20 protein-coding genes are annotated in these 24,101 nt (G+C 70.1%); 15 read left to right on the top strand and 5 right to left on the bottom strand.

The annotated features are described in order from the left end of the window. Positions 1 to 77: 77 nt before the first annotated feature. The 4 genes from BJ988_RS20580 to BJ988_RS20565 are packed head-to-tail and all read right to left on the bottom strand — an operon-like array spanning position 78 to position 3,635. A complete protein-coding gene (locus tag BJ988_RS20580) occupies positions 78 to 1,646 on the bottom strand; it encodes an AMP-binding protein (RefSeq protein WP_179659777.1) in 1,569 nt (522 codons plus the stop codon). A gap of 17 nt (positions 1,647 to 1,663) precedes the next feature. Then, complete coding sequence (locus tag BJ988_RS20575) at positions 1,664 to 2,929, bottom strand: RNA polymerase sigma factor (protein ID WP_179659776.1); 1,266 nt, start codon at positions 2,927 to 2,929, stop codon at positions 1,664 to 1,666. After that, positions 2,929 to 3,276, bottom strand: coding sequence for a YciI family protein (locus BJ988_RS20570; protein WP_179659775.1), 348 nt, complete (start codon positions 3,274 to 3,276; stop codon positions 2,929 to 2,931). The genes BJ988_RS20575 and BJ988_RS20570 overlap by 1 nt, the downstream gene beginning before the upstream one ends. Next, positions 3,273 to 3,635 carry a YciI family protein gene (locus BJ988_RS20565; RefSeq protein ID WP_246321539.1) on the bottom strand — a complete coding sequence of 121 codons (363 nt, stop codon included), beginning with the start codon at positions 3,633 to 3,635 and terminating at the stop codon, positions 3,273 to 3,275. Before BJ988_RS20565 ends, BJ988_RS20570 begins: the two co-directional genes overlap by 4 nt. A 127-nt stretch (positions 3,636 to 3,762) precedes the next feature. Here BJ988_RS20565 and BJ988_RS20560 point away from each other — a divergent pair, with 127 nt between their 5' ends. From BJ988_RS20560 to BJ988_RS20510, 11 genes are all read left to right on the top strand, one after another. After that, entirely contained in the window at positions 3,763 to 7,629 is a 3,867-nt protein-coding gene (locus BJ988_RS20560) for a Pls/PosA family non-ribosomal peptide synthetase (RefSeq protein ID WP_343051709.1), read from the top strand. A 1-nt stretch (position 7,630) separates the two neighbouring features. Next, a complete protein-coding gene (locus tag BJ988_RS20555; RefSeq protein ID WP_179659773.1) occupies positions 7,631 to 8,965 on the top strand; it encodes a M1 family metallopeptidase in 1,335 nt (444 codons plus the stop codon). A gap of 171 nt (positions 8,966 to 9,136) precedes the next feature. Next, positions 9,137 to 9,685 (top strand): GNAT family N-acetyltransferase, encoded by a 549-nt coding sequence (locus BJ988_RS20550; RefSeq protein ID WP_179659772.1) that lies wholly within the window; start codon positions 9,137 to 9,139, stop codon positions 9,683 to 9,685. Positions 9,686 to 9,922: 237 nt separating this feature from the next. Further along, complete coding sequence (gene groL, locus BJ988_RS20545) at positions 9,923 to 11,557, top strand: chaperonin GroEL (protein ID WP_179659771.1); 1,635 nt, start codon at positions 9,923 to 9,925, stop codon at positions 11,555 to 11,557. Positions 11,558 to 11,663: 106 nt separating this feature from the next. Then, positions 11,664 to 12,695, top strand: coding sequence for an alpha/beta hydrolase family protein (locus BJ988_RS20540; RefSeq protein WP_246321538.1), 1,032 nt, complete (start codon positions 11,664 to 11,666; stop codon positions 12,693 to 12,695). Between the two features lie 330 nt (positions 12,696 to 13,025). Next, on the top strand, positions 13,026 to 13,601 hold the full coding sequence (locus BJ988_RS20535) for a hypothetical protein (protein WP_179659770.1): 576 nt from the start codon (positions 13,026 to 13,028) through the stop codon (positions 13,599 to 13,601). Continuing rightward, positions 13,598 to 14,143 (top strand): nucleotidyltransferase family protein, encoded by a 546-nt coding sequence (locus tag BJ988_RS20530; RefSeq protein WP_343051708.1) that lies wholly within the window; start codon positions 13,598 to 13,600, stop codon positions 14,141 to 14,143. The genes BJ988_RS20535 and BJ988_RS20530 overlap by 4 nt, the downstream gene beginning before the upstream one ends. 130 nt (positions 14,144 to 14,273) lie before the next feature. Then, a complete protein-coding gene (locus tag BJ988_RS20525) occupies positions 14,274 to 15,155 on the top strand; it encodes an AAA family ATPase (protein WP_179659769.1) in 882 nt (293 codons plus the stop codon). A gap of 134 nt (positions 15,156 to 15,289) precedes the next feature. After that, positions 15,290 to 16,333 (top strand): vWA domain-containing protein, encoded by a 1,044-nt coding sequence (locus BJ988_RS20520; RefSeq protein WP_343051707.1) that lies wholly within the window; start codon positions 15,290 to 15,292, stop codon positions 16,331 to 16,333. Then, positions 16,326 to 17,447 carry an XdhC family protein gene (locus tag BJ988_RS20515; RefSeq protein ID WP_179659768.1) on the top strand — a complete coding sequence of 374 codons (1,122 nt, stop codon included), beginning with the start codon at positions 16,326 to 16,328 and terminating at the stop codon, positions 17,445 to 17,447. Before BJ988_RS20520 ends, BJ988_RS20515 begins: the two co-directional genes overlap by 8 nt. Before the next feature lie 65 nt (positions 17,448 to 17,512). After that, a complete protein-coding gene (locus BJ988_RS20510; RefSeq protein ID WP_179659767.1) occupies positions 17,513 to 18,298 on the top strand; it encodes a tryptophan-rich sensory protein in 786 nt (261 codons plus the stop codon). A gap of 29 nt (positions 18,299 to 18,327) precedes the next feature. On the opposite strand, the gene BJ988_RS20505 is transcribed toward BJ988_RS20510, so the two are convergent. Then, positions 18,328 to 18,786: a GNAT family N-acetyltransferase gene (locus BJ988_RS20505; protein WP_179659766.1), complete on the bottom strand. Its 459-nt coding sequence runs from the start codon at positions 18,784 to 18,786 to the stop codon at positions 18,328 to 18,330. 150 nt (positions 18,787 to 18,936) lie between these two features. On the opposite strand from BJ988_RS20505, the gene BJ988_RS20500 reads away from it, so the two are divergent. The 4 genes from BJ988_RS20500 to BJ988_RS31430 all read left to right on the top strand — a co-directional run bounded on the left by BJ988_RS20500 (position 18,937) and on the right by BJ988_RS31430 (position 24,101). Then, positions 18,937 to 20,163: a helix-turn-helix domain-containing protein gene (locus BJ988_RS20500; RefSeq protein WP_179659765.1), complete on the top strand. Its 1,227-nt coding sequence runs from the start codon at positions 18,937 to 18,939 to the stop codon at positions 20,161 to 20,163. Positions 20,164 to 20,296: 133 nt separating this feature from the next. Beyond that, positions 20,297 to 20,776: a (2Fe-2S)-binding protein gene (locus BJ988_RS20495; protein WP_179659764.1), complete on the top strand. Its 480-nt coding sequence runs from the start codon at positions 20,297 to 20,299 to the stop codon at positions 20,774 to 20,776. Further along, positions 20,773 to 23,250, top strand: a complete 2,478-nt coding sequence (locus BJ988_RS20490) for a molybdopterin cofactor-binding domain-containing protein (protein WP_179659763.1) — start codon at positions 20,773 to 20,775, stop codon at positions 23,248 to 23,250. The genes BJ988_RS20495 and BJ988_RS20490 overlap by 4 nt, the downstream gene beginning before the upstream one ends. After that, positions 23,247 to 24,101 carry an FAD binding domain-containing protein gene (locus BJ988_RS31430; RefSeq protein ID WP_179659762.1) on the top strand — a complete coding sequence of 285 codons (855 nt, stop codon included), beginning with the start codon at positions 23,247 to 23,249 and terminating at the stop codon, positions 24,099 to 24,101. The genes BJ988_RS20490 and BJ988_RS31430 overlap by 4 nt, the downstream gene beginning before the upstream one ends.

The following is a 24,101-nucleotide window of genomic DNA, read 5'->3' as shown; positions in this document are numbered from 1 at the left end:
GGCTTCTGCGCCTTCCAATTGGTAGGGCCAGGGGTAGCGCCGTACGGCACGGAGCCGTACGTCGGATCACCCGGTCGTCACGTACGCGCCTCGAGCAGCTCGGCGGCGACCGTAGCGCTGGCACGATAGTCCACCTTGCTCACCGGCGTGCGAGGGACTCGCTCCACGAGCAGGATGTCCTTGGGCACCTTGTAGGCGGAGATCAGGCTGCGACAGTGCTCTCGGAGTGCGTCTGTCGAGGTCGCGGCCCCTTCTCGGAGCTGCACGAGGGCGGTGACCTGCTGGCCCCAGCGCTCGTTCGGGGTGCCGACGACCGCGGTGTCGAAGACGTCGGCGTGGCGCAGCAGGACTGACTCGACCTCCTCGGGGAAGACCTTCTCGCCGCCGGTGTTGATGCAGCCCGAGCCGCGCCCAAGGACGGTGATCGAGCCGTCCTCCTCGCGCCGCGCGAAGTCGCCCGGGATCGACCAGCGCTGCCCGTCGATCTCCTTGAAGGTCGCTGCGGTCTTGGCCGGGTCGTTGTAGTAGCCGAGCGGGATCGCGCCGGTGCGCGCGAGCATCCCGGTCTCGCCCGGTGCGCACGGCTTCAGCTCGATGTCGAAGACCTGTACGTCCATCCCGACCTGGAACCTCGGCGCGGCCTGCGCGCCCTCGTTGCCCTCGTCGACCTGCATGCCGGTCGCCCCGGACTCCGAGGCGCCGTAGGAGTCGAGGATGTAGCGGCCCGGCAGCGCCTCCCGCAGCTGGGTGCGAACGCCGGCGGAGAGCGGGGCGGCGCCGTTGGAGACCGCGAACAGGCTGCTCAGGTCCCAGCGCTCCGGCTCGCGCAGGATCGCCTCTGCGACCGGGCGGCCCATCGCGTCACCGAGGAAGGTGAGCGAGTTGACCCCGGCGGCCTGGACGAGGTCGAGGATCGTCTCGGCCGACCAGGCGGGCTCGGTGTAGAGCGAGACCGTGCAGCCGGCGACATGGCCGTTGCCCATGATCCATTGGCTGCCGCCGTGCATCATCGGACCGCAGGCCAGCAGCACCATCGGCGACTCCTGCGCCGCGGCCTCCTGGGCGAGCTGCTCGACGGTGTCGAAGGGCGCTCCGAAGCGGCTCGCGTTCATCGCGGCGCGGATGATGTCCTCCTGGCGCCACACGACGCCCTTCGGCATGCCGGTGGTGCCGCCGGTGTAGATGACGTAGCGGTCATCGGGGCTGCGCTCGATGTCGGGACGCTCCTTGGAGGCGGCAGCGACCGCGGCGTCGTACTCCTCGCCCATCACCAGGGTCGGGATCCCCAGATCGAGCGCCGCGACGGCCTCGACGTGCTCCGGTCCGATGATCGCCGCGACCGCGTCGGAGTTGCGGTAGAGATGGTCGAGCTCGTCGTGGAGGTACTTGTGGTTGATGTTGATCGGCACCGCTCGCGCCTTCATGCAGCCGTAGAAGGCGTCGACCCACTCGATCCGGTTGCGGGAGTGGACGGCGACGTGGTCGCCCGGCTCGATGCCCTGGCCGATGAGATGGTTCGCGAGTCGGCTGGCGCGCTCGTCGAGCTCGGCGAAGCTGTAGGCGTGCTCCATGGTGAACACGGCGGTGCGGTCGGGGATGGCGTCGGCCATCGCCTCGAGGATGTCGGGGAGAGTGATCGGGGTCACATGAACGAGTGTGGCAACTAGAACGTGTTCTCGTCTAGCGATTGCGAGGCAAAACCTGTCAACGCGCCCCGTCGACGGTCGAGGTCGGCCCGCTCCGGTCCGTGTGTGCACAGCGCGATGGCCTCCTCGTAGGCCTCGACCGCCGCAGCGTGACGACCCGCCCGCTCCAGCAGCTGTGCCCGTACGGCGGGCAGCCGGTGCCCCGGGAGCGCGACCGACTCCAGCGCCCTGAGCCCGGCCTCAGCGCCGTCGGCCTCGGCGACCGCGACGGCTCGGTTGAGGCGTACGACCGGGGTGTCGTGCAGCGTGAGCAGCTCGTCGTAGCGCTCGACGATGCGACCCCAGGCGGTCGCCTCGGAGCTGGGCGCGACGGCGTGCTCGGCGGCGATCAGGGCTTGGAGCAGGTAGGGCGCAGGTGGTGCATGGGCGAGCGGGGTGAGGATCGCGAGTGCATCGGTGATCTCCTCGAGGCGCCAGGTGGTGCGGTCCTGGTCGGGAAGCAAGACGGGGCTCCCGTCGGCGCCGATCCGCGCCTCGCGGCGTGAGTGCTGCAGCAGCATCAGGGCGAGCAGGGCGTCGACCTCCGGATCGGGCGCCGGGAGGACGGTCCGCAGCACGCGGACCAGCCGGATCGCCTCGCCGGCGAGGTCCCTGCGTACGACGTCAGGGCCGGTGCCGGGCGCGTATCCCGCGGTGAACGCGAGGTAGGCGACCTCGGCGACGATGCCGACTCGGTCGGCGAGGTCGGCGACATCGGTGGGGACCTCGAAGGAGGCCCCGGCCAGACGCTTTCGCGCCCGGGTGAGCCGCGCCGCCATCGTTGCCTTCGACTGCAGGAAGAGCCGCCCGATGTCCTCGGTGGCGACACCGAGGACCAGCCGGAGAGTGAGCGCGGCGGCAGCTTCGCGAGACAGCGTCGGATGGGCGCAGAGCAGCACCAGCCGCAGCCGTTCGTCGGTGATCGCCTGGCCGCCGGCCCCGAGGGGCACCGTGGCCAGGACCTGCTGCGCCTCCTGGGTCACTGCCGCGTCCACCGCGAGCAGCGGCATCTTGCGGGCCAGCACCTCCTCCGAGCGCATCCGGTCCACGATCCGCCGCCGCGCGGTGGTGAGCAGCCAGGCCGGCCCGTTGTCCGGATCGCCGTCGGCCGTCCAGTGCCGGGCCGCGGCCTCGAACGCGTCGGCCAGGCCGTCCTCGGCCAGGTCGAGACGCCGGAACTGCGCGACGAGCAGGGCCAGCAACCGCCCCCACTCGTCGCGCAGCAGGGTCTCGACCAGAGACATCAGCTGAGCTTCACCTCCAGGCACGGCCGGATCTCGGTCGCGAAGCGCTTCGGCAGCAGGTCGGCGAGCTCCGTCGCGTCGTCGATGGTGGGCACATCGATGAGGATGAAACCGCCCAACTGCTCGACCGACTCCGCGAACGGTCCCTCGGTGACGGTTCCGTCCGTGTGGATGGTCCTTGCGGTCTCTGGGCGGCCGACCGCGTCGCCAGCGAGACGTGTGCCGCGCTCGACGAGTGCCTTCTCGAAGGCGATGAAGTCTGCGTGCGCCTGGTCGCGTTCATCCTTGGACAGGGCGTCCCAGCGATCGTGGTGGTCGGGACCGCCCAGGAGAAGGAGGAAGTTCATGACATCCCCTCGTGCTCGACGATCTCGCGGATCTCGAGCGCCGTCTCGAGCTCGGCGAGGACCTTGCAGCACTCGAGCATGTCGGCCGCGTCGTCGGTCTCGATGACGTAGAAGCCGGTGACGTGCTCGACCGTCTCGGCGTAGGGCCCGTCGGTGATGACGATCCCGTCGTCGGTCTTGCGCAGCGTCTTCGCCGCGCTGGAGTGGTGGAGCTCGGCGCCGCCGGTGACCTTGTGGCCGCGCTCGGCGAGCAGCTTGGCGAACTTGCCGTGCACCTCGTAGCCGGCTGCCTTCTCCTCCGACGTCGACTCGGCCCAGAAGGCCTCGTTCGTCGGCAGCAGCACCATGTATCTGGTCATCGTGATCCCTTTCGTCCGCTCGAATGAGTCTGTCACCGGGGATGACGGGTGGGACGAGAACAAATCGACAGCGAGAAAGAAGGAAGATGTACGTCATCCGTTCAACTCGCCCCGGAAGGCTCCGCGTGTGACCGACCCCCTGCTGCGAGGAGACCTCGCGCCCGAGCCTCGGACCCTCGTCGACATCTTCCGCGCGACTGCGGCCCAGGTTCCCGACGAGCCGGCCGTCGACGCGGGCAACGGCCTGCTGACGTACGCCGAGCTCGAGGAGGCCGCCGACGGGCTGGCCGCCGAGCTCAACGCCGCCGGGATCGGGCCGGGTGACAAGGTCGGGCTTCGGATCGCAAGTGGCACCACCGACCTGTACGTCGCGATCCTCGGCATCCTCTGCGCGGGCGCCGCCTACGTACCGGTCGACGCCGACGACCCCGAGGAGCGGGCCAGGCTGGTCTTCGGCGAGGCGCAGGTCGCCGCGGTCGTGACCAATGACCTGCGGGTCACCCTGTCTCCGGTGGTCGAGCCTGACGAGACCCGGGAGCCGCGTGAGCCGGAGGAGCCCTCGACCGAAGACGACGCCTGGGTGATCTTCACCTCCGGGTCGACAGGCACGCCCAAGGGCGTCGCGGTCACCCACCGCAACGCCGCCGCGTTCGTCGACGCCGAGTCGCGCCTCTTCCTCCAGGACGCCCCGATCGGGGTCGGGGACCGGGTGATGGCCGGTCTCTCGGTCGCCTTCGACGCGAGCTGCGAGGAGATCTGGCTCGCCTGGCGCTACGGCGCCTGCCTGGTTCCGGCGCCCCGGGCGCTGGTGCGCTCCGGCGTCGACGTCGGCCCCTGGTTGGTGGCCAACCAGATCACCATCGTCTCGACAGTGCCGACGCTGGTGGCGCTGTGGCCGCCGTCGTCGCTCGACCGGGTCCGGCTGCTGATCACCGGCGGCGAGGCGATCCCGCCCGAGCTCGCCGCCCGCCTGGTCACGCCCGAACGGGAGGTGTGGAACACCTACGGCCCGACCGAGGCGACGGTGGTGGCCTGCGGCGCTCGGCTGAGCGCCGAGGGGCCCGTACGGATCGGCCTCCCGCTCGACGGCTGGGACCTCGCCGTCGTCGACCCTGCGACCGGCATCCCGGTCCCCGAGGGTGAGACCGGCGAGCTGATCATCGGCGGAGTCGGCCTGGCCCGTTACCTGGACGCGGCCAAGGACGCCGAGAAGTACGCCCCGATGCCCACCCTCGGCTGGGATCGCGCCTACCGCTCCGGAGACCTGGTCGTCAACGACCCCGCGGGGCTTCTCTTCGGCGGGCGCGCCGACGACCAGATCAAGCTGGGCGGCCGGCGCATCGAGCTCGGGGAGATCGACAGCGCCCTGCTGCAGCTGGACGGGGTCGTCGGGGCCGCGGCAGCCGTCCGCAAGAGCGCTGCCGGCAACAGCCTGCTGGTCGGCTACGTCACGGTCGAGGACGCCTTCGACCACGCCGCCTCCGTCGCCCGGCTCCGGGGCGATATGCCGGCAGCCCTGGTGCCGCGGCTGGCCGTGGTCGACAGTCTCCCGACGCGTACGAGCGGCAAGGTCGACCGCGACGCCCTGCCATGGCCGCTCACCTCGAGCGCGGGGGCGGGGGAGGGGCTCAGCGACACCGAGACCTGGCTGGCCGGGCTTTGGAACGACGTGCTCGGCGCCCAGGTCACCGGGGCCGCGGCGGACTTCTTCGACCTCGGCGGCGGCAGCCTGACCGCGGCCCAGATGGTGAGCCTGATCCGGGAGCGGTTCCCCGAGGTCGCTCTCGGTGACATCTACGACCGGCCGAAGCTCGGCGCGCTGGCGGCCTACATCGACGAGCTGGGCAGCTCGGCTGCGGTCTCCGAACGCGAGGTGCCTGCAGTCCGGCGCCGGACCCAGGTCGCGCAGGTGGTCGCGACGATCCTGCTGCGCTGCCTCGCCGCGCCGCGCTGGTTGACCTGGATCGCGCTCGGGACGACGCTCGCCCAGCCGTGGGCGCCCTGGCTGCCCTCGATCGGCTGGTGGGTCCTCGTGCCGGCGATCCTGCTCTTCCTGACCCCGCCCGGACGGATGCTGGCCGCGGCCGGGGTCGCCCGGCTCGTGCTGCGCGGGATCGGACCGGGGGAGTATCCGCGCGGCGGCGCGGTCCATCTGCGGCTCTGGCTGGCGACGCACGCCGTCGACGAGCTCGGCGCGCACGGTCTCGCCGGGGCGTCCTGGATGCTCTGGTACGCCAGGCTGCTCGGCGTGCGGATGGGCAAGAACGTCGACCTGCACAGCCTCCCGCCGGTCACCGGCATGCTCACCCTCGGCAAGGGCTGCTCGATCGAGCAGGAGGTCGACCTCTCCGGCCACTGGATCGAGGGCGACGTGCTCCATCTCGGCGCGGTCGAGGTCGGCGAACGGGCCCGGATCGGGGCGCGGTCGACGCTGCTACCCGGGGCCCGGGTCGGTGACGACGCCGAGGTCGGGCCCGGGTCGGCCGTCTTCGGCGCGGTGCCGGCGGGCGAGTTCTGGTCCGGCTCCCCGGCCGTCCGGGCCGCAAGGGAGGCCCGCGGTCCGTGGCAGCCGCCCCAGGCGCGAGCCCGGGTGTGGATGCTCCTCTACGGCATCGCCGCCGCAGTGCTGGCGCTGCTGCCCGCGGTCGCCATCGGTGTCGGTGGGCTCGTCGCCGTCGCGCTGGCCGGCTTCCCTGATTCCTACACCGACATCGGGCCGCTGCTCGCCTGGAGCCCGGTCGCGGTGGCGGCCGGCTTCTGCACCCTGGCCGCGCTGATCTGGACCGTGGTGCGGCTGGCCGGGCTGGCGATCACCCCCGGCGTACATCCGGTACGCAGCCTGGCTGGTGTCGCGGTCTGGTCGACGATGCAGGTGCTCGACGAGGCGCGCACCTGGCTCTTCCCGCTCTACTCCTCGACGCTGACGCCGCTGTGGCTGCGGGCGCTCGGCGCGAGGATCGGCAAGCGCGTCGAGGCGTCGACGGTGCTGATGATTCCCCGGCTGACGCAGGTCAACGACCAGAGCTTCCTGGCCGACGACACCCTGATCGGTGGCTACGAGCTCGGCGGCGGCTGGCTTCGGGTCGAACGGGTGAAGATCGGCAAGCGCGCCTTCGTCGGCAACTCGGGCATGGCTGCCCCGGGCCGCAAGGTGCCGAAGGCGTCCCTGGTCGCCGTGCTCAGCGCTGCTCCTCGCCGCAAGCGCGCCCAGAAGGGGGAGAGCTGGCTCGGCTCGCCGCCGGCGCCGCTGCGGAGAGCGGCCGGCGACGCCGACTCGGGGCGCACCTATGACCCACCCACCCACCTCCAGATCGCCCGAGCGCTCGTCGAGCTGGCGCGGCTGGTGCCGCAGACGCTTGCAGCGCTTCTCTACGCCGGCGTCGGCTATGTGCTCGTCCGGATCTGGGCCGCCACCGACCTGCTCGTCGCGATCCTGGTCGCCGGGCCGGTGCTGGCGCTGGCCGGAGCGGTCGCGGCCGGCCTCACGGTGCTCGCCAAGTGGCTGCTAGTCGGCCGGATCCGGGCCGGGTCGCACCCGCTGTGGAGCTGGTTCGTGTGGGCCAACGAGCTGGCCGACACCTTCGTCGAGGTGCTCGCGGCGCCGTGGTTCACCGGCGCGGTGTCGGGCACGCCGGTGCTCAACCTGTGGTTCCGGGCGCTGGGGGCGAAGATCGGCCGGGGCGTGTGGATCGAGACCCACTGGCTCCCCGAGACCGACCTGGTCGAGCTCGGCGACGGCGCCACGGTCAACGCCGGGACGGTCGTGCAGACCCATCTCTTCCACGACCGAGTGCTGGCTCTCGACACGGTCGTCCTCGAGAGCGGTGCCACGCTGGGGCCGAACTCGGTGATCCTGCCCGCGGCCGTGATCGGCCGGCATGCGGTCGTCGGCCCGGTGTCGCTGGTGATGCGCGGGGAGAGCCTCCCGGACAAGACGCTGTGGATCGGCAACCCGATCGGTCCGTGGGACCGATCGAGCGAGGACACCCTCTAACATGACCGCCGTGCCGAAGCTCCCCACAGCCGACCCCTACCTTCCCGGTCACGGGGACCTGTCGTGGAGCGCGACCCACTACGACCTCGAGCTCACCTACGACCTGGTCGGGAACCGGCTCGCGGGCACGGCCACGATCCGCGCGGTCGCCGTCGAGGACATCAGCCGCGTCGTCCTCGATCTCGCCCACCTGCGCGTGCAGAAGGTCGCGGTCGACGGCCGTACGCCGGCCAAGTGGGCCCACGACGACCACCGGCTGGTGCTGAACCTCCGCTCGCGGATCGCGGCCGGCGAGGAGTTCGTGGTCACGGTCAGATACTCCGGCAAGCCCCGCCCGGTCGTACTCGCCCATCACGGCGACGCCGGCTGGGAGGAGCTCGACGACGGCGTCATCGTCGCAGGTCAGCCGCATGGTGCGCCGACCTGGTTCCCCTGCAACGACCGGCCCTCAGACAAGGCCCGCTACGCGATCAGCGTGACCACCGCGCCCGGCTATGCGGTCGTCTCGAACGGCGAGCTGACCTCCCGCGTACGCCGCGGCAGCGGGGAGACCTGGCGCTACTGGCAGGCCGAGCCGATGGCTACCTATCTCGCCACGGTGCAGATCGGGCGCTACCGCGTCGTCGACATGGAGCCGGCGGAGGGGGTGGGCGGCCAGGTGCCGATCCGCGCTGCGTACCCGGTCGACGCCACCGCCGAGTTCGACGCCTCCTTCGGCCGCCAGCGGGAGATGCTGGCCTACTTCGCCTCGATCTTCGGGCCCTACCCGTTCGCCTCCTACTCCGTCGTGGTCACCGACGACGAGCTCGAGATCCCGCTCGAGTCGCAGTCGCTGTCGACTTTCGGGCGCAACCACCTCACCGGCGAGTGGGCGGAGGTACGCCTCGTGGCCCACGAGCTCGCCCACCAGTGGTTCGGCAACGCGGTGACCCTGCGTGAGTGGCGCGACATCTGGCTGCACGAGGGCTTCGCCTGCTACAGCGAGTGGCTGTGGTCGGACACGTCCGGCGGGCGCGCGTGCGGCGAGCACGCCCGGCACCACCACCGCCGGCTGGCCGAGCTTCCGCAGGACCTGGTGCTCGCCGACCCCGGCCCTGAGGACATGTTCGACGACCGCGTCTACAAGCGTGGAGCCCTCACCCTGCACGCACTGCGGCGCACGGTCGGCGACGAGGCGTTCTTCCGGCTCCTGCGCACCTGGGTCTCCCGGCACAGCGGAGGCTCGGTCACCACCGCCGACTTCGAGGCCCACGCGGCCGAGGTCTGCGGCCGCGACCTCACCCCGCTCTTCGACGCCTGGCTGCGCCGGCCGGCATTGCCGGACCTGCCCGCCTGAGGACGGTCCCGCTCGCTGGTCGAGCCGGATTCGTGAGGAACGAGCGAATCCGTGTCGAGACCAACACAGTCCCCTCGGCACACGGCAGGACTGTGTTGGTCTCGACACGCTCGGCCGCAGGCGGCCTCGCGGCTCGACCAGCGGGCGCTGACTCCGGCTACCCTCGGCGACGTGCCTGAGCTGACCTTCCGTGACGCGAACCTCTCCGACGTGGACCCCCTGGTCGAGCTGATCGAGTCGGCCTACCGTGGCGACGCCTCCCGTGCCGGGTGGACCACCGAGGCCGACCTGCTCGCGGGCCAGCGCACCGACCCCGGGGGCGTACGCGAGGTGATCACCGCTGCCGGATCCCGGCTCCTCGTCGCCGAGCAGGCCGACCAGCCCGACCCGCCCGAGCGGCCAGGCGGGATCGTCGCCTGCTGCCAGCTGCAGAAGCGCGAGGCGTACGTCTACTTCGGCATGTTCTCCGTCGCGCCGCAGCTCCAGGGCGCTGGTGTCGGCAAGGCCGTCATCGTCGAGGCCGAGCAGATCGCGCGCGAATGGGGCGCGGAGGAGATCCGGATGACCGTGATCCGCCAGCGAGAGGACCTGATCGCGTTCTACGAGCGGCGCGGTTTCCGGCGTACGGGTCGGTTCGATCCGTTCCCCTACGGCGACGAGCGCTTCGGCCTCCCGCTGCGTGACGACCTGGAGTTCGCCGAGCTCGCGAAGGACCTCTGACCGGCGTCTACGACGGCTTGGCCTGTCCGTCGCCGGCCCGGTTTTCTTGCACTCTCTGGGGTCGAGTGCTAAACATGAATCTGGCACTCTTACCATGAGAGTGACAACAAACCGGACCGGTGACGTTGAGGCGTCGCGAGCGGCAGGGAAGGGTTCTGCCGGGAGTGACGTCGTCCGTCGCGGGCAACCCATCGGACCGGATCCAACGAACTTCCCAAGTGAAGGATCGCAGGAGCAATGCCGAAGCTCATCGCTTTCAACGAGGAGGCCCGTCGGGGTCTGGAGAAGGGTCTCAACACCCTCGCCGACGCCGTCAAGGTCACCCTCGGTCCCAAGGGCCGCAACGTAGTGCTCGAGAAGAAGTGGGGTGCCCCCACGATCACCAACGATGGTGTTTCCATCGCCAAGGAGATCGAGCTCGAGGACCCCTACGAGAAGATCGGTGCCGAGCTGGTCAAGGAGGTCGCGAAGAAGACCGACGACGTCGCCGGTGACGGCACGACGACCGCGACCGTTCTCGCCCAGGCGCTCGTCCGCGAGGGCCTGCGCAACGTCGCCGCGGGTGCCAACCCGGCCGGCCTGAAGCGCGGCATCGAGGCGGCGGTCGACGCCGTCACCGAGCAGCTGCTCGCCCAGGCCAAGGACATCGAGACCAAGGAGCAGATCGCTGCTACCGCCTCGATCTCCGCTGCTGACTCCACCGTCGGCGAGATCATCGCCGAGGCGATGGACAAGGTCGGCAAGGAAGGCGTAATCACCGTCGAGGAGTCGAACACCTTCGGGCTCGACCTCGAGCTGACCGAGGGTATGCGCTTCGACAAGGGCTACATCTCGGCCTACTTCGTGACCGACACGGAGCGTATGGAGACCGTCCTCGACGACCCGTACATCCTGATCGTCAACTCGAAGATCTCCAGCGTCAAGGACCTGATCCCGGTCCTCGAGAAGGTCATGCAGACCGGCAAGCCGCTGGTCATCCTGGCCGAGGACGTCGACGGCGAGGCTCTCTCGACGCTGGTCGTCAACAAGATCAAGGGCACCTTCAAGTCCGTCGCCGTCAAGGCTCCGGGCTTCGGTGACCGCCGCAAGGCCATGATGCAGGACATCGCCATCCTCACCGGTGGCCAGGTCATCTCCGAGGAGGTCGGCCTCTCCCTGGAGACCGCCGGCATCGAGCTGCTCGGCCAGGCCCGCAAGGTCGTCATCACCAAGGACGAGACCACCATCGTCGAGGGTTCGGGCGACCAGGGTCAGATCGAGGGTCGGGTCAACCAGATCCGCGCCGAGATCGAGAAGTCGGACTCCGACTACGACCGCGAGAAGCTCCAGGAGCGCCTCGCCAAGCTGGCCGGCGGCGTGGCCGTCATCAAGGTCGGCGCGGCCACCGAGGTCGAGCTCAAGGAGCGCAAGCACCGCATCGAGGACGCCGTTCGCAACGCGAAGGCTGCTGTCGAGGAGGGCATCCTCGCCGGTGGTGGCGTCGCGCTGATCCAGGCTGCCGCCGTCGCGTTCGAGAAGCTCGAGCTCGAGGGCGACGAGGCCACCGGTGCCTCGATCGTCAAGGCCGCCATCTCGGCCCCGCTGAAGCAGATCGCCATCAACGCCGGCCTCGAGGGCGGCGTCGTGGCGGAGAAGGTCGCCGGCCTCCCGCAGGGCCACGGCCTCAACGCTGCCACGGGCGAGTACGTCGACCTGCTGGCCGCGGGCATCATCGACCCGGCCAAGGTGACCCGCTCGGCACTGCAGAACGCCGCGTCGATCGCCGCGCTGTTCCTCACCACCGAGGCAGTCGTCGCCGACAAGCCTGAGAAGGCCGGCGCCGGTGGCGACCCGACCGGTGGCATGGGCGACATGGGCGGCATGGGCTTCTGAGTCCGAGTCCGTTCTTGCTCTAGGCAGGGCCTCTCCTTCGGGAGGGGCCCTGCTCCCATTTCGGATGTTGGCGCTCCGCTCACGGGTGCGGGCTACTCTCGACGGCATGAGCCCGAAGGCGATGTCGGCGCTGGCGATCTCGGCTGTGCTGCTGGCTGGGTGCGGCGGTGAGCCGCCCGCTGCGCCGTCGTCCTCCGGAACGACGTCATCGGCCTCGGCGAGCCCGGCCACACCCTCTGCGTCCCCGTCGGAGACGCTGCCGCCGGTGACCGACAAGGTCTCGCTGCCACAGCTGATGCGTGAGGAGTTTCCGGGCGGTCAGGTGAAGGTGCTGCGGGAGTCGGGAAGCACGGACGCCTATCGGCGCTTCGAGGTCAGCTACCCGAGCGGCCCGCTGACGATCACCGGCGTGCTCTTCCGGCCGCGCGGGACGGGGCCGTTCCCCGGCGTGGTCTTCGCGCACGGCCACATCGACACCGACATCTACGTCACTGGCCAGGGGCTTCGACGCGAGCAGGACCGGCTGGCGCGAGAGGGCTACGTCGTCCTGCACACCGACTACCGCGGCCACGCCGGGTCATCGTCCATCCCGGAGGGCACCGAGGAGGACGAGAGCCGGCTGGGCTACACCCGGGACACCATCAACGCCGTCCAGGCGATGAAGAGACTTCCGTACGTCGACCCCGACCGCACCGCACTGCTCGGTCGCTCCATGGGCGGGGGAGTGGTGATGAACGCGCTCGTCGCCCAGCCCGACCTGGTGCGGGCCGGGGTGACGTACGCATCGGTCTCCTCCGACATCGTCGACAACATCAACCGGTGGGCGGTGCCGTCGCGGCCCGAGGAGGTTGCCCGGCTCTACCGGCAGCACGGCGACCCCGAGCAGCAGCCCGAGTTCTGGGAGGGGCTGTCGGCACGGACGTACTTCGACCACATCGAGGTCCCGGTGCAGATGCATCACGGGACCGATGACGAGTCCTGCCCGATCGGATGGGCCTACACGACCCGGGACCTGATGGAGACCGCGGGCGTACGTCAGCGCCTCTGGGTCTATCGAGGTGAGCAGCACGCCTTCGGGCCGCAGTGGGACCTCTCGATCCGCCGGGTCCTCGGGTTCCTCGATCGTCACCTGGCCTGAGCCCGAGGACGCCGAGAATGAGTCGTTGGGTCCATCGATCTGGGGACTTTCGACACTGTCTCGACAGCATCCCGGTGGCGCAGCATGGGTGCTCCACACACAGTGGCCGACTGCGGGGAAGCGTCTGGATCTGGGGGGCTTTGAAGCCCAAGGAGACATCCGGGTGAGGTTCTGCAGCGGCGGGCGGGGTCAGGGCTCATCGAAGCCAGGGCCCCGCCTGCGTGTGTCAACCGGATGCGTCGACCAGGAGTGCCAACCGGGTCCCGAGATCGCACCCAGCGATGAGGCATGATGTTGGCATGAGCGAGCGCAAGCGAGCGGCAACAAGCCATGAGTGACGATGTCGGACCGAACACCGAGACGGAGCAGCCGCGGTCGCCGTGGCGCTGGGTGGCGGCCGTCGGAGCTGCCGCGGTCGTGCTCGTCGCCATCGTCGCCTCGTTCGGGCTCCTGGGCTCCGACGACACCGCCGACGACCCCGCTGCCACGCCCCCGTCGCCGATCGCGACAGTCACCGAGACCGCGCCGGTCCCGTCGAAATCCGCTTCCGGCGGAGGCGCCGGAGCGACCGAGCTGACCGTCGTCGCGGACGCCGCTCGCTGCATCCCGCCGACCCCGAAGTGGCTCTCGCAGAACGCCGCGCTGGCCTTCGAGGGCACCGTGGAGAGCACGAAGAAGGATGAGGCCGTGCTGCGGGTGAAGACGTGGATGTACGCCGATGGCGTCGGTGGCACCGACACCGTCCGGATCATCCTGCCGGCGCCGAGCACGATCCCGATGCCCGAGTTCGAGAAGGGCGAGGAATACCTGGTCGCGGCCAAGGGCGATGGCAAGGTCATCGGCTGCGGCTACAGCGACGTCAAGAGCGCGAAGCTGCAGAAGCTGTATACCACCGCCTTCAAGTGACGGGCAGAATCGCGGGGCTGCTGCTCGCCGCCGGCGCCGGGCGGCGGATGGGGCGGCCCAAGGCACTCGTCGACGACTGGCTGGTCCGGTCGATCGAGGTCTTGCGTGAGGGCGGCTGCGACGACGTGCTCGTCGTGCTCGGAGCGTCTGCGGACGAGGCCCGGGCGCTGCTCCCCGCCGATCAGGAGGTCATCCTCGCCGAGGACTGGAACGAGGGGATGGGCGTCTCGTTGCGGGCCGGGTTGCGGGCATTGAGCGAGCAGGTCGACGCGGTCGTCGTCCATCTCGTCGATCTGCCTGATGTTGGCCCCGATGTGGTCGCCCGGGTGGTCACCTCGACGAGCTCGGCCACTGGAGCCTTGGCGCGTGCGGCGTACTCGGGCGTCCCCGGCCACCCGGTGCTGATCGGCCGCGACCATTGGGCCGGGGTCATCGAAGCCGCGGTCGGCGACGAAGGCGCCCGCGCCTACCTGAGGTCCCACGACGTACGCGTGGTGGAGTGCGGCGACCTGGCTGGTGGGCGGGACGTCGACAGTCGGTGACGGACGCTGCCGGGGTAGTCCGGTAGCGACCTGCCTATTACTCGCCGGTATATGGGCAGTTCGCTACCGGACTACCCCGCCGCCCGCCACCCAACCACCAACCAACGACACGCGCTCTACGCTGAGGACCATGGAGTCGCTGACGCCCGAGATGATCGCCGACCGGCTGGCGGCGACGGGTTATCTGGCCGATCCGGAGCTGGCGACGGTGACCTTCCTCGGGCTGCGGATGCAACGCCCGCTGCTGCTCGAGGGCGAGCCCGGCACCGGCAAGACCGCGCTCGCCGAGGCGGTCGCCGAGGCGCTGGACCTGCCGCTGGTGCGGTTGCAGTGCTATGAGGGGATCGACGCCACCCAGGCGCTCTACGACTGGGACTTCGCCCGCCAGATCCTGCATCTGCGTGCGCTCGAGGCGACAGGTGGCGCGGCCGAGGTCGAGGAGGCCGAGAAGTCCCTCTACGACGAGCGGTTCCTGCTCGCCCGACCCGTGCTGGCCGCGCTGCGACAGTCGCCGTCGGTGCTGCTCGTCGACGAGGTAGACCGGGCCGACGACGAGTTCGAGGCGTTCCTGCTGGAGGTGCTGTCCACGTATCGGGTGACGATCCCGGAGTTCGGGACGGTCGCCGCCACGGTCCCGCCGATCGTCGTGCTCACCTCCAACCGCACTCGCGAGCTCCACGATGCCCTCAAGCGCCGCTGCCTCTACCACTGGATCGACCACCCGGGCCTCGAGCGCGAGATCGAGATCGTACGCAGCCGAGCCCCCGAGGTCGCCGACGAGCTCGCCCGCCAGGTGGTCACCGTGGTCCAGCAGCTGCGCAGCGCCGAGGGCGCGAGCGCGCTGCTCAAGCCGCCGGGAGTCGCCGAGACGCTCGACTGGGCGCGCGCCCTGCACCACCTCGGCTCGGTCGAGATGGACCTGGAGAGCGCAGCGGCCACGCTCGGCGCGCTGGTCAAGCACCGCGAGGACGCCGACCGCGTCCGGGTTGCCCTGGACCGGCTCCTGGCATGAGCGACTTCTCAGGCGAAAGCTGCACTTCTCAGGCATTGCAACGCCAGAGAAGTGCAGCGATACCCGGTGAACCGGGTATTCCGACCGCGATCCTGCTCGGCTTCACCCGAGCGCTCAGGGCAGCGGGGGTCTCGGTGACCCAGGACCGCGCCCACGGGTTCCTGCAGGCGACGGCGATCGTCGGCGCCGGCGATCCGGTCGCGACCTACCGGGCGGGACGAGCCACGTTGTGCGCCGGCCCGGACGACCTGCGCCGCTACGACCAGGTCTTCGAGGCCTGGTTCGGGTCGACGACGGGGCTGCCGAAGCCGCAGGGGCCGCCACGTACGGTCTCGGTCTTGTCCACCCTTCCCGAGACCGAGCCGCAGCCGGGGGAGGAGGCTGCCGAGGGTCCCGACGAGGTCGTCCGGGCGCGCGCCAGCGACATGGAGACCCTGCGTCATCGGGACGTCGCCGACCTCGACCCGGCCGAGCAGGAGCGGGTGGCTGCGCTGATCGCACGCCTCCGCCCGCGAGCCCCGCGACGACGGACCCCGCGGCAGGATCCCTGGCGGCGGGGGCGGGTCGATGCTCGCCGCACCCTGCGGGCGAGCCTGCGACACCTCGGTGAGCCGGCCGGGATCCACTACCGCAGGCGCGGCGAGCGGCCGCGCCGGGTCGTGTGGCTGATCGACGTGTCCGGGTCGATGAGTTCCTATGCGGACGTCTTGTTGCGGGTCGCCCACCGAGTGGTCTCGACGAGCTCGACCACGAGGGGCGGCGCGGTGTTCACGATGGGGACCCGGCTCACCAACGTCACTCGCGCGCTGCGCCACCGCGACCCCGACCGAGCACTCGCCGCGGCAGGCGAGACGGTGCCTGACTGGTCGGGAGGGACCCGCCTCGGCGACAATCTGCAGGCGTTCCTGCGGCGGCACCAGGGGCTGGCCAGAGGCGCCGTTGTGGTCATCGCGAGCGACGGCTGGGAGCGCGGTGACCCGACCCTCCTCGAGGAGCAGACGGCGAGGCTGCACCGTCTCGCGCATCGGGTGGTGTGGGCCAACCCACATCGTGGCAAGGTTGGATATGAACCGCTGCAGCAAGGCATCGTCGCGGTGCTGCCGCACGTGGACGACTTCGTCGCCGGGCATTCGCTGGCGACGTACGAGGAGCTGGTGGAGGTGATCGCGCGTGCGTGACGTGCTCGACGATCTGATGAAGTGGTGGGAGTCCGGCGAGACCGTGGCGGTGGCCACCGTGGTGGCGACCTTCCAGTCGGCGCCCCGTCCACCGGGAGCCTCGATGCTCGTCGGCCCCGACGAGACCGCGGTCGGCTCGGTCTCCGGCGGATGCGTGGAGGGCGCCGTCTACGAGGTCGCCCGCGAGGTCGCCGGCACCGGCGTCCCGGAGCTCAACCGCTACGGCGTCTCCGACGACGACGCCTTCTCCGTCGGGCTGACCTGCGGCGGCATCCTCGACGTCTTCGTCGAGAAGGTGTCGAAGGAGACCTTCCCCGAGCTCGGCGAGCTCGCCGAGGACGTACGCAGCGGCAGCCCGGTCGCGCTCGCGACGGTCATCGAGCACCCGGACCCCGAGATCCTCGGGCGCCGCGTCCTCATCCGCCCCGAAGGGGTCAAGGGGTCGCTGGGCAGCGCCCGGATGGACGACGCCGTCCACGACGACGCGCTCGGTCTCCTGGCACACGGCACCAACCAGACCCTGTCCTACGGCATCGACGGCGAACGTCGAGGCGAAGGGATGCGGGTCTTCGTCTGGTCCTTCGCGCCCAAGCCGCGCATGCTCGTCTTCGGCGCGATCGACTTCGCTGCCGCCGTTGCCCGGGTCGGTGCGTTCCTCGGCTATCACGTCACCGTCTGCGACGCCCGCCCGGTCTTCGCCACCAACTCCCGCTTCCCCGAGGCCGACGAGGTCGTCGTCGACTGGCCCCACCGCTTCCTGAACCAGGAGGTCGAGGCGGGCCGCATCGACCAGCGCACCGTGGTCGCCGTCCTCACCCACGACCCGAAGTTCGACGTACCTCTCCTCGAGGTCGCCCTCCGCCTCCCCGACATCGCCTACGTCGGCGCGATGGGCTCCCGCCGCACCCACGACGACCGCCTCGCCCGTCTGGTCGACGCCGGCCTCACCGAAGAGGAGATCGCCCGCCTGAGCAGCCCCATCGGTCTCGACCTCGGCGCCCGTACGCCGGAGGAGACCGCCATCTCCATCGCCGCCGAGATCATCGCCGGCCGTTGGGGCGGCAGCGGCGAGCGCCTGGCCACCACCGCCGGACGGATCCACGAAGAGCGTTAGACGGACACAGCAGACACTCAGGACACCTACAACCGGGCCACGATCCCCTTTGCTACGGTCGAAAGATGAAGAGAACTTGGCAGCTCGGCAATGTCCTCGCTCTCCTCTTTGCGCTGGTGGCCAACTTCCTCACCGGTGCACAGATTCTCGATCTGCCGGCGATCGGTGAGATCTCGGACAAGTACGCGACGTATCTGACCCCGGCCGGATACGCGTTCTCCATCTGGACGCCGATCTATCTGCTGCTGATCGTCTTCGTGGTCTACCAGGCGAGAGATCTTCGTGATCCGCGCGATGACAACGACGTACCGCAGTTGCTCGGGCCGCTCTTCATCGTCGCCAGCATCTGCAACGGGCTGTGGACCTACGTCTTCGTGAAGGAGTGGGTCGGGCTCTCCGTCGCTGTCCTGCTGACCCTCACCGCAACGCTCTATGCCGCGCTGTGGCGCCTCGGGGTGGGCACGACCCGGCCGTCCACGAAGGACTTCCTCATGGTCTGGCTGCCGCTGATGCTCTACACGGGATGGGTGACCGCGGCGAGCATCGTCAACATCGCGACCTACCTCGACTCGCAGGATGTGACGGTCAGCCCGCTGGCCACGATCGTGGTGATCGCGGTGCTCACCGCCGCTCTGCTGGCGCTCCTGCTCAAGCGCAACCTGCGAGAGCTGCTGTTCTCCTGCGTCTGGGCGCTGGGCGCGATCGGTCTTCGCCAGATCCAGCTGTCGCAGAGCACGTCGGTGGCGGTCGTGGCGCTGGTCTGCGCCGGCATCCTGGTCCTCGCCATGCTTTTCCACGGGATCGCTCGCGGACTGTCGTACGACGCACCGCACCGAGGCGCTCCGGCCTGACCGTCAGCACCCCAGGCTGAGCAGGAGCCCTACAGCTCCTTCTCGTAGTAGAGCGCCCGCGGCCCGGAGCCGCGGCCCTCGTGGTTGTCGAAGCCGAACTTCTCGTACAGCGCGCGGGCGGAGGTGTCGTCCTCGCTGGTCCCCAGATCCATGTACGTCGCCCCGCGAGCCTTCGCGTCGTCGATGATCGCCTGCAGCAGGACGGTGCCGAGGCCCTGTCCACGCCGGGCGGGGACGATGTAGAGCTCGGCGAGGTAGGCCTCGAGCTCATCGGCGGTGGACTGCAGGCGGAAGCGGGTGATGCCGTGGCCGACCGCGGGGTCGCCGATCAGTATCACGGACGTGTCGCCGTTCTCGGCCAGCCGGCTCAGGTGCTGGGCGAGCTCCTCGGCGGGCGGGGCGGGGTCGTCGTACTCGGTGTTGAAGTCGACCTGCAGCCGGGCCGCCGTCTCGAAATCGGCCCTGGTCGTGGCAGTGCGCGTCTCCATGCGCCCACTGTGACACCGCCGCGCGACCGCCGCGACGGTTGTGACCGAAGTGGGTGTGGAGCGGGTACCACCGAGGGGATCGTGAGGCACATCACAGGGTGCTACCTTGGCAGCACCCAGTCTCGAGGGCCGAGCTCCAAAGGGGGAGTGATGGTTCGTAGCGATCTGCAGGAGCGCCGTATCAGCGCGGCGCGGGCGTGGACCGCCTTCGTGGAGAGCGGCGATGCCGCCGAGGATTTCGTCAGGCCGGAGATCCTGTCGAGCTGGACGCGCTCGGCGACGGCCATCAAGCCCGACGTGCGCGAGGCGCCGCTGGCCGACGAGGACGAGACCCGGGAGATGTGGCGCGACTCCCCGCTCCAGGTGGCCGTCGAGCGGGTCGAGCAGGAGCTGCGGTGCACCGCCGACGACGGTGACCTCGTCATCGCGATCACCGACCCGGACACGCGGGTCCTGTGGACGTACGGAGGCCGGGTGATGCGTCACAAGGCCGAGTCGGTGAACTTCGTGCCCGGAGGGCGATGGGATGACCGGTCGGCCGGCACCAACGCGCTCGACCTCGCCAACCGCACCGAAGCCCCGGCGATGGTCTTCGGCCCCGAGCACTACGCCGAGGCCGTGCACAACTGGGTCTGCTGGGCGGCGCCGCTGCATGATCCGGTCACCGGCAAGCACCTCGGCGTCCTCGACCTCTCCACCACGTGGGACCGCACCCACCCGATCGGCCTGGCCACCGCCCGGGTGATGGCGCGCCTGATCGAGGGAGCGCTGCCGAAGATGCCCACCCAGCGAGGCGGCGACGAGGCGATCGAGCAGCCCGGCCTGGTGCTCACGCTGCTCGGCACCGCCGAGACCTGGCTCGACGGGAAGCGGCTGCTGCTCAATCGCCGCCAGACCGAGATCCTCGCGCTGCTCGCGCTCCACCCCGAGGGGCTCTCGCTGGAGCGGCTGCACGCGATGGTCTACGGCGACCAGGCGGTCACCTTCTCGACGCTCAAGGCCGAGGTCTCCCACCTGCGCCACGCGCTGGGTGGCCAGGTCGCCTCCCGCCCCTACCGCCTGCTGATGCCGGTCGTGACCGACGTCGAGCAGGTCCTCGCCCTGATCCGGCACGGCCGGGTGGCCGCTGCTGTGGAGGCGTACGGCGGTGATCTCCTGCCCGGCACCAACAGCCCGGCGCTGGCCGAGATGGCCGAGTACGTCGCGGTCGCACTGCGCGAGGCGCTGATCGCCGACCCGCAGCCCGACGCGGTGCTGAGCTACAGCGAGCTGGCTCCGTACGACACCGAGATCGTCGACGTCTGCCTGCGCCGCCTGGGCGGGAGCGTCCACCCCGCGTTGCCCCTGCTCAGGGCACGCCTGGCAGCCAGCCGCTGACGGTCATCTCGACAAGCTCGATACGACGCTCGACAAGCTCGACCACCGGACGGCCGCGGCAGCCAACCGGAGCCCAACCCTCTCCGTCCTACTGTGATCTGGCCCACACAGTGACGTCTGGCAGGGAGACAACATGGCCCGGATCAGCATGCGCGTCGACGGTATGAAGGTCACCGACGACGTCGAACCGCGGACGCTGCTCGTGCAGTATCTGCGCGAAGGACTCGGCAAGACCGGCACGGTGATCGGTTGTGACACCAGCAACTGCGGCGCCTGCACGGTCCATCTCGACGGCGACTCGGTGAAGTCGTGCAACGTGCTCGCGGTGCAGGCCGACGGGTGCGAGGTCACCACGATCGAGGGCCTCGCCGACACGGTCGACAGCGATCTGCACCCGGTCCAGGAGGCGTTCCGTGAGTGTCACGGTCTCCAGTGCGGGTTCTGCACCCCCGGGATGATCATGCAGTCCGTCGACCTGCTCAAGCGCAACCCTCAGCCCAGCGAGGACGAGATCCGCGAGGGCATCGAGGGCAACCTGTGCCGCTGCACGGGCTACCACAACATCGTCCGGGCGGTTCAGCACGCTGCGGGCACGGAGGTGAATGCGCTGTGACCGCCACCGAGACACGTCCGGACCAGACTCTCGAGATCGGCCGCGACCGACGCCGCAAGGAGGACGCGCGTCTGATCACCGGTCGGACCCGCTGGACCGACAACATCAACCTGCCCGGGATGCTGCACCTCGCCATGGTGCGCAGCCCGTTCGCCCATGCCCGGATCACCGGCATCGACACCAGCGCCGCCGAGGAGTCCGTGGGCGTGGTGACCGTGCTGGCCGCCAAGGACTTCGACGAGAGCCTCGGCGTCTGCATCAACGCCTGGCCGATCACGCCCGACCAGAAGACGCCGCCCCACCCGCCCATCGCCACCGACCGGGTCACCTTCGCAGGCGAGATCGTGGCGGTCGTGGCCGCGCGGTCCGCGGCAGCGGCACGCGATGCCGCCGAGATGGTCGAGGTCGACTACGAGGAGCTCCCCGCGGTCGTCTCCCTCGAGGAGGCGGTCAAGGACGAGGTGCTCGCGCACCCCGACCTCGGCACCAACAAGTCCGCGCTGTGGGTCTTCGACAGCGCCCAGGCCGGCACCGGTGGCAACGTCGACGAGGCGATCGCCTCCGCGAAGAGCGACGGCGTCGTCATCGAGCGCACCTACCGCCAGCAGCGCCTGATCCCGGCTTTCATGGAGCCTCGCAGCGTGGTGTGCGACCCGACCGGTGAGCAGATCACGGTGTGGAGCGCCACCCAGATCCCGCACATCCTGCGGTTCGCGTTGGCAGCGACCACGGGTGTGTCCGAGTCGAAGATCCGGGTGATCGCGCCTGACGTCGGCGGCGGCTTCGGCGGCAAGCTCCAGCAGACGCCGGAGGAGATGATCGTCTTCGCGATCGCTCGCCGCCTCGGCAAGCCGGTGAAGTACACCGAAACCCGCTCCGAGTCGCTGGTCGCCGCTCACCACGGGAGGGACCAGATCCAGAAGCTGACCCTCTCGGCCACCAAGGACGGTCAGGTCACCGGCCTCAAGGTCGAGCTCGACGCCAACCTGGGTGCGTACGTCGCCATCGTCGGTGGCGGTGTCCCGGTGCTCGGCGCCTTCATGTTCAACGCGATCTACAAGTTCCCGGCCTACCAGTTCAACTGCCAGACGGTGCTCACCAACACCACCTGGACCGACGCCTACCGCGGCGCAGGACGGCCGGAGGCGACGTACGCCATCGAGCGGCTGATGGACGAGCTGGCGGCCGAGGTCGGGGTCGACCCGCTCGAGATCCGGGAGAAGAACTGGATCAAGCACGAGGAGTTCCCGTTCACCACCATCGCGGGCCTGACCTACGACTCCGGGAACTACGAGGCCGCGACCGCCAGGGCGAAGGAGATGTTCGGCTACGACGAGCTCCGTCGTGAGCAGGCCGAGCGCCGTGCCAACAACGACCCGGTCCAGCTCGGCATCGGCATCTCGACCTTCACCGAGATGTGCGGTCTGGCACCGTCCAGGGTCCTCGGCAGCCTCGACTACGGCGCCGGCGGCTGGGAGCACGCCCAGGTGCGCCTGACGCCGACCGGCAAGGTCGAGGTCATCACCGGTGCCAGTGCTCACGGGCAGGGGCACGAGACCGCGTTCAGCCAGATCGTGGCAGACCGCCTCGGCGTGGCTTTCGAGGACGTCGAGGTGCTCCACGGGGACACCCAGATCGCGGCCAAGGGTTACGACACCTACGGGTCCAGGTCACTGGTCGTGGGCGGCGAGGCGCTCGTACGGGCCGCCGACAAGGTGCTCGAGAAGGCCAAGCCGATCGCGGCCCACCTCCTCGAGGCCAGCGTCGACGACATGGAGTTCACCGGCGGCAGATGGACGGTGCGCGGCACCGACCAGGGCATGTCCATCGGCGAGCTGTCCACGGCGGTCTTCGCCGCGCACAACCTGCCCGACGGCGTCGAGGCCAACCTCGACTCCGAGGCCACCTTCGACCCGGAGGCCTTCAACTTCCCGCACGGCACCCACCTGTGCGCGATGGAGGTCGACACCGAGACCGGGCAGGTGAAGATGCGGAAGTACGTCTGCTGCGACGACATCGGCAACATCATCAATCCGCTCATCGTCGCAGGTCAGGTGCACGGTGGACTGGTCCAGGGCATCGCCCAGGCGCTGTGGGAGGAGGCGGTCTACGACGACGCCGGCACGCTGGTGTCGGGCTCGTTCGTGGACTACCTGCTGCCGACCGCGGCCGACACGATCAGCTTCGAGATCGACCACACCACCTCACCCGCGACGACCAACACGCTCGGCACGAAGGGCGTCGGTGAGGCCGGGACGATCGCCTCCACCCCGGCGGTGGTCAACGCGGTCGTCGACGCGCTGCGTCCGCTGGGCGTGCACGACGTGACCATGCCCTGCACCCCGGAACGGGTGTGGCGGGCGATCAACGAGAGCTCGGCCGGTGGCGAGACCACCGGTGCCGCCGCCGCACACTTCGATCCGTCGACGGGCATGTCCGGGAACGTCGACCGCACGGAAGGAGACGTCCAGTGATTCCCGCATCGTTCGACTACGTCGCCCCGACCACCGTCGAGGAGGCGCTGGCCGCGCTCGCGCAGTACGGCGACGAGGCCAAGGTGATCGCCGGTGGGCAGAGCCTGCTGCCGGTGCTGAGGATGCGCCTCAACGCCCCGGAGTGGGTCATCGACCTCGGTCGCATCGACTCCCTCAAAGGGGTGCGCGACGAGGGTGACTCGATCCTCGTCGGCGCCATGACGCGCCACTGCGACGTCGCGACCGATCCGCTGGTCGCCGAGCACGCTGCCCTGGTCGCGCGTGCCACGGCGACGGTCGCCGACGAGCAGGTCCGCCATCGCGGCACGTTCGGTGGCGCGCTGGCTCACGCCGACCCGGCGGGTGACCTCGGAGCCCCGGCACTCGCCCTGGGCGCCGAGTTCGTCATCGCCGGTCCGGACGGGGAGCGGGTGGTCCCGGGCACGGAGTTCTTCCAGGGCCTCTTCGAGACCGCGGTTTCCGAGGACGAGCTGCTCACCGGCGTACGCATCCCGAAGCACACCGGATGGACGGCCCACTACGAGAAGTTCGTCCGGGTCGCCCACCAGTGGCCGATCTGCGCGGTCGGCGCGACCCTCAAGGTCTCCGGCGGCGTGATCGAGGGGGCAGCGATCGGGCTCACCAACATGGGGTCGACCCCGTTGCGTGCCACCGGCGTCGAGCAGGCGCTGGTCGGCCAGCAGGCTACCGAGGAGGTCGTACGCAGCGCCGCGGCCCTGGCCGCGGAGGGTGCTGATCCGCCCTCCGACCTCAACGGCGACGCCGCCTACCGGCGTCATCTGGTCACGGTGCTCACCCGGCGGGCCATCACCAAGGCGCTCGGGGGCTGA

Source organism: Nocardioides panzhihuensis (assembly GCF_013408335.1).
Classification (GTDB): Bacteria; Actinomycetota; Actinomycetes; order Propionibacteriales; family Nocardioidaceae; genus Nocardioides; species Nocardioides panzhihuensis.
The sequence above is the reverse complement of the archived record's forward strand: the minus strand, read 5'-3'. Positions and strand labels throughout refer to the sequence as shown.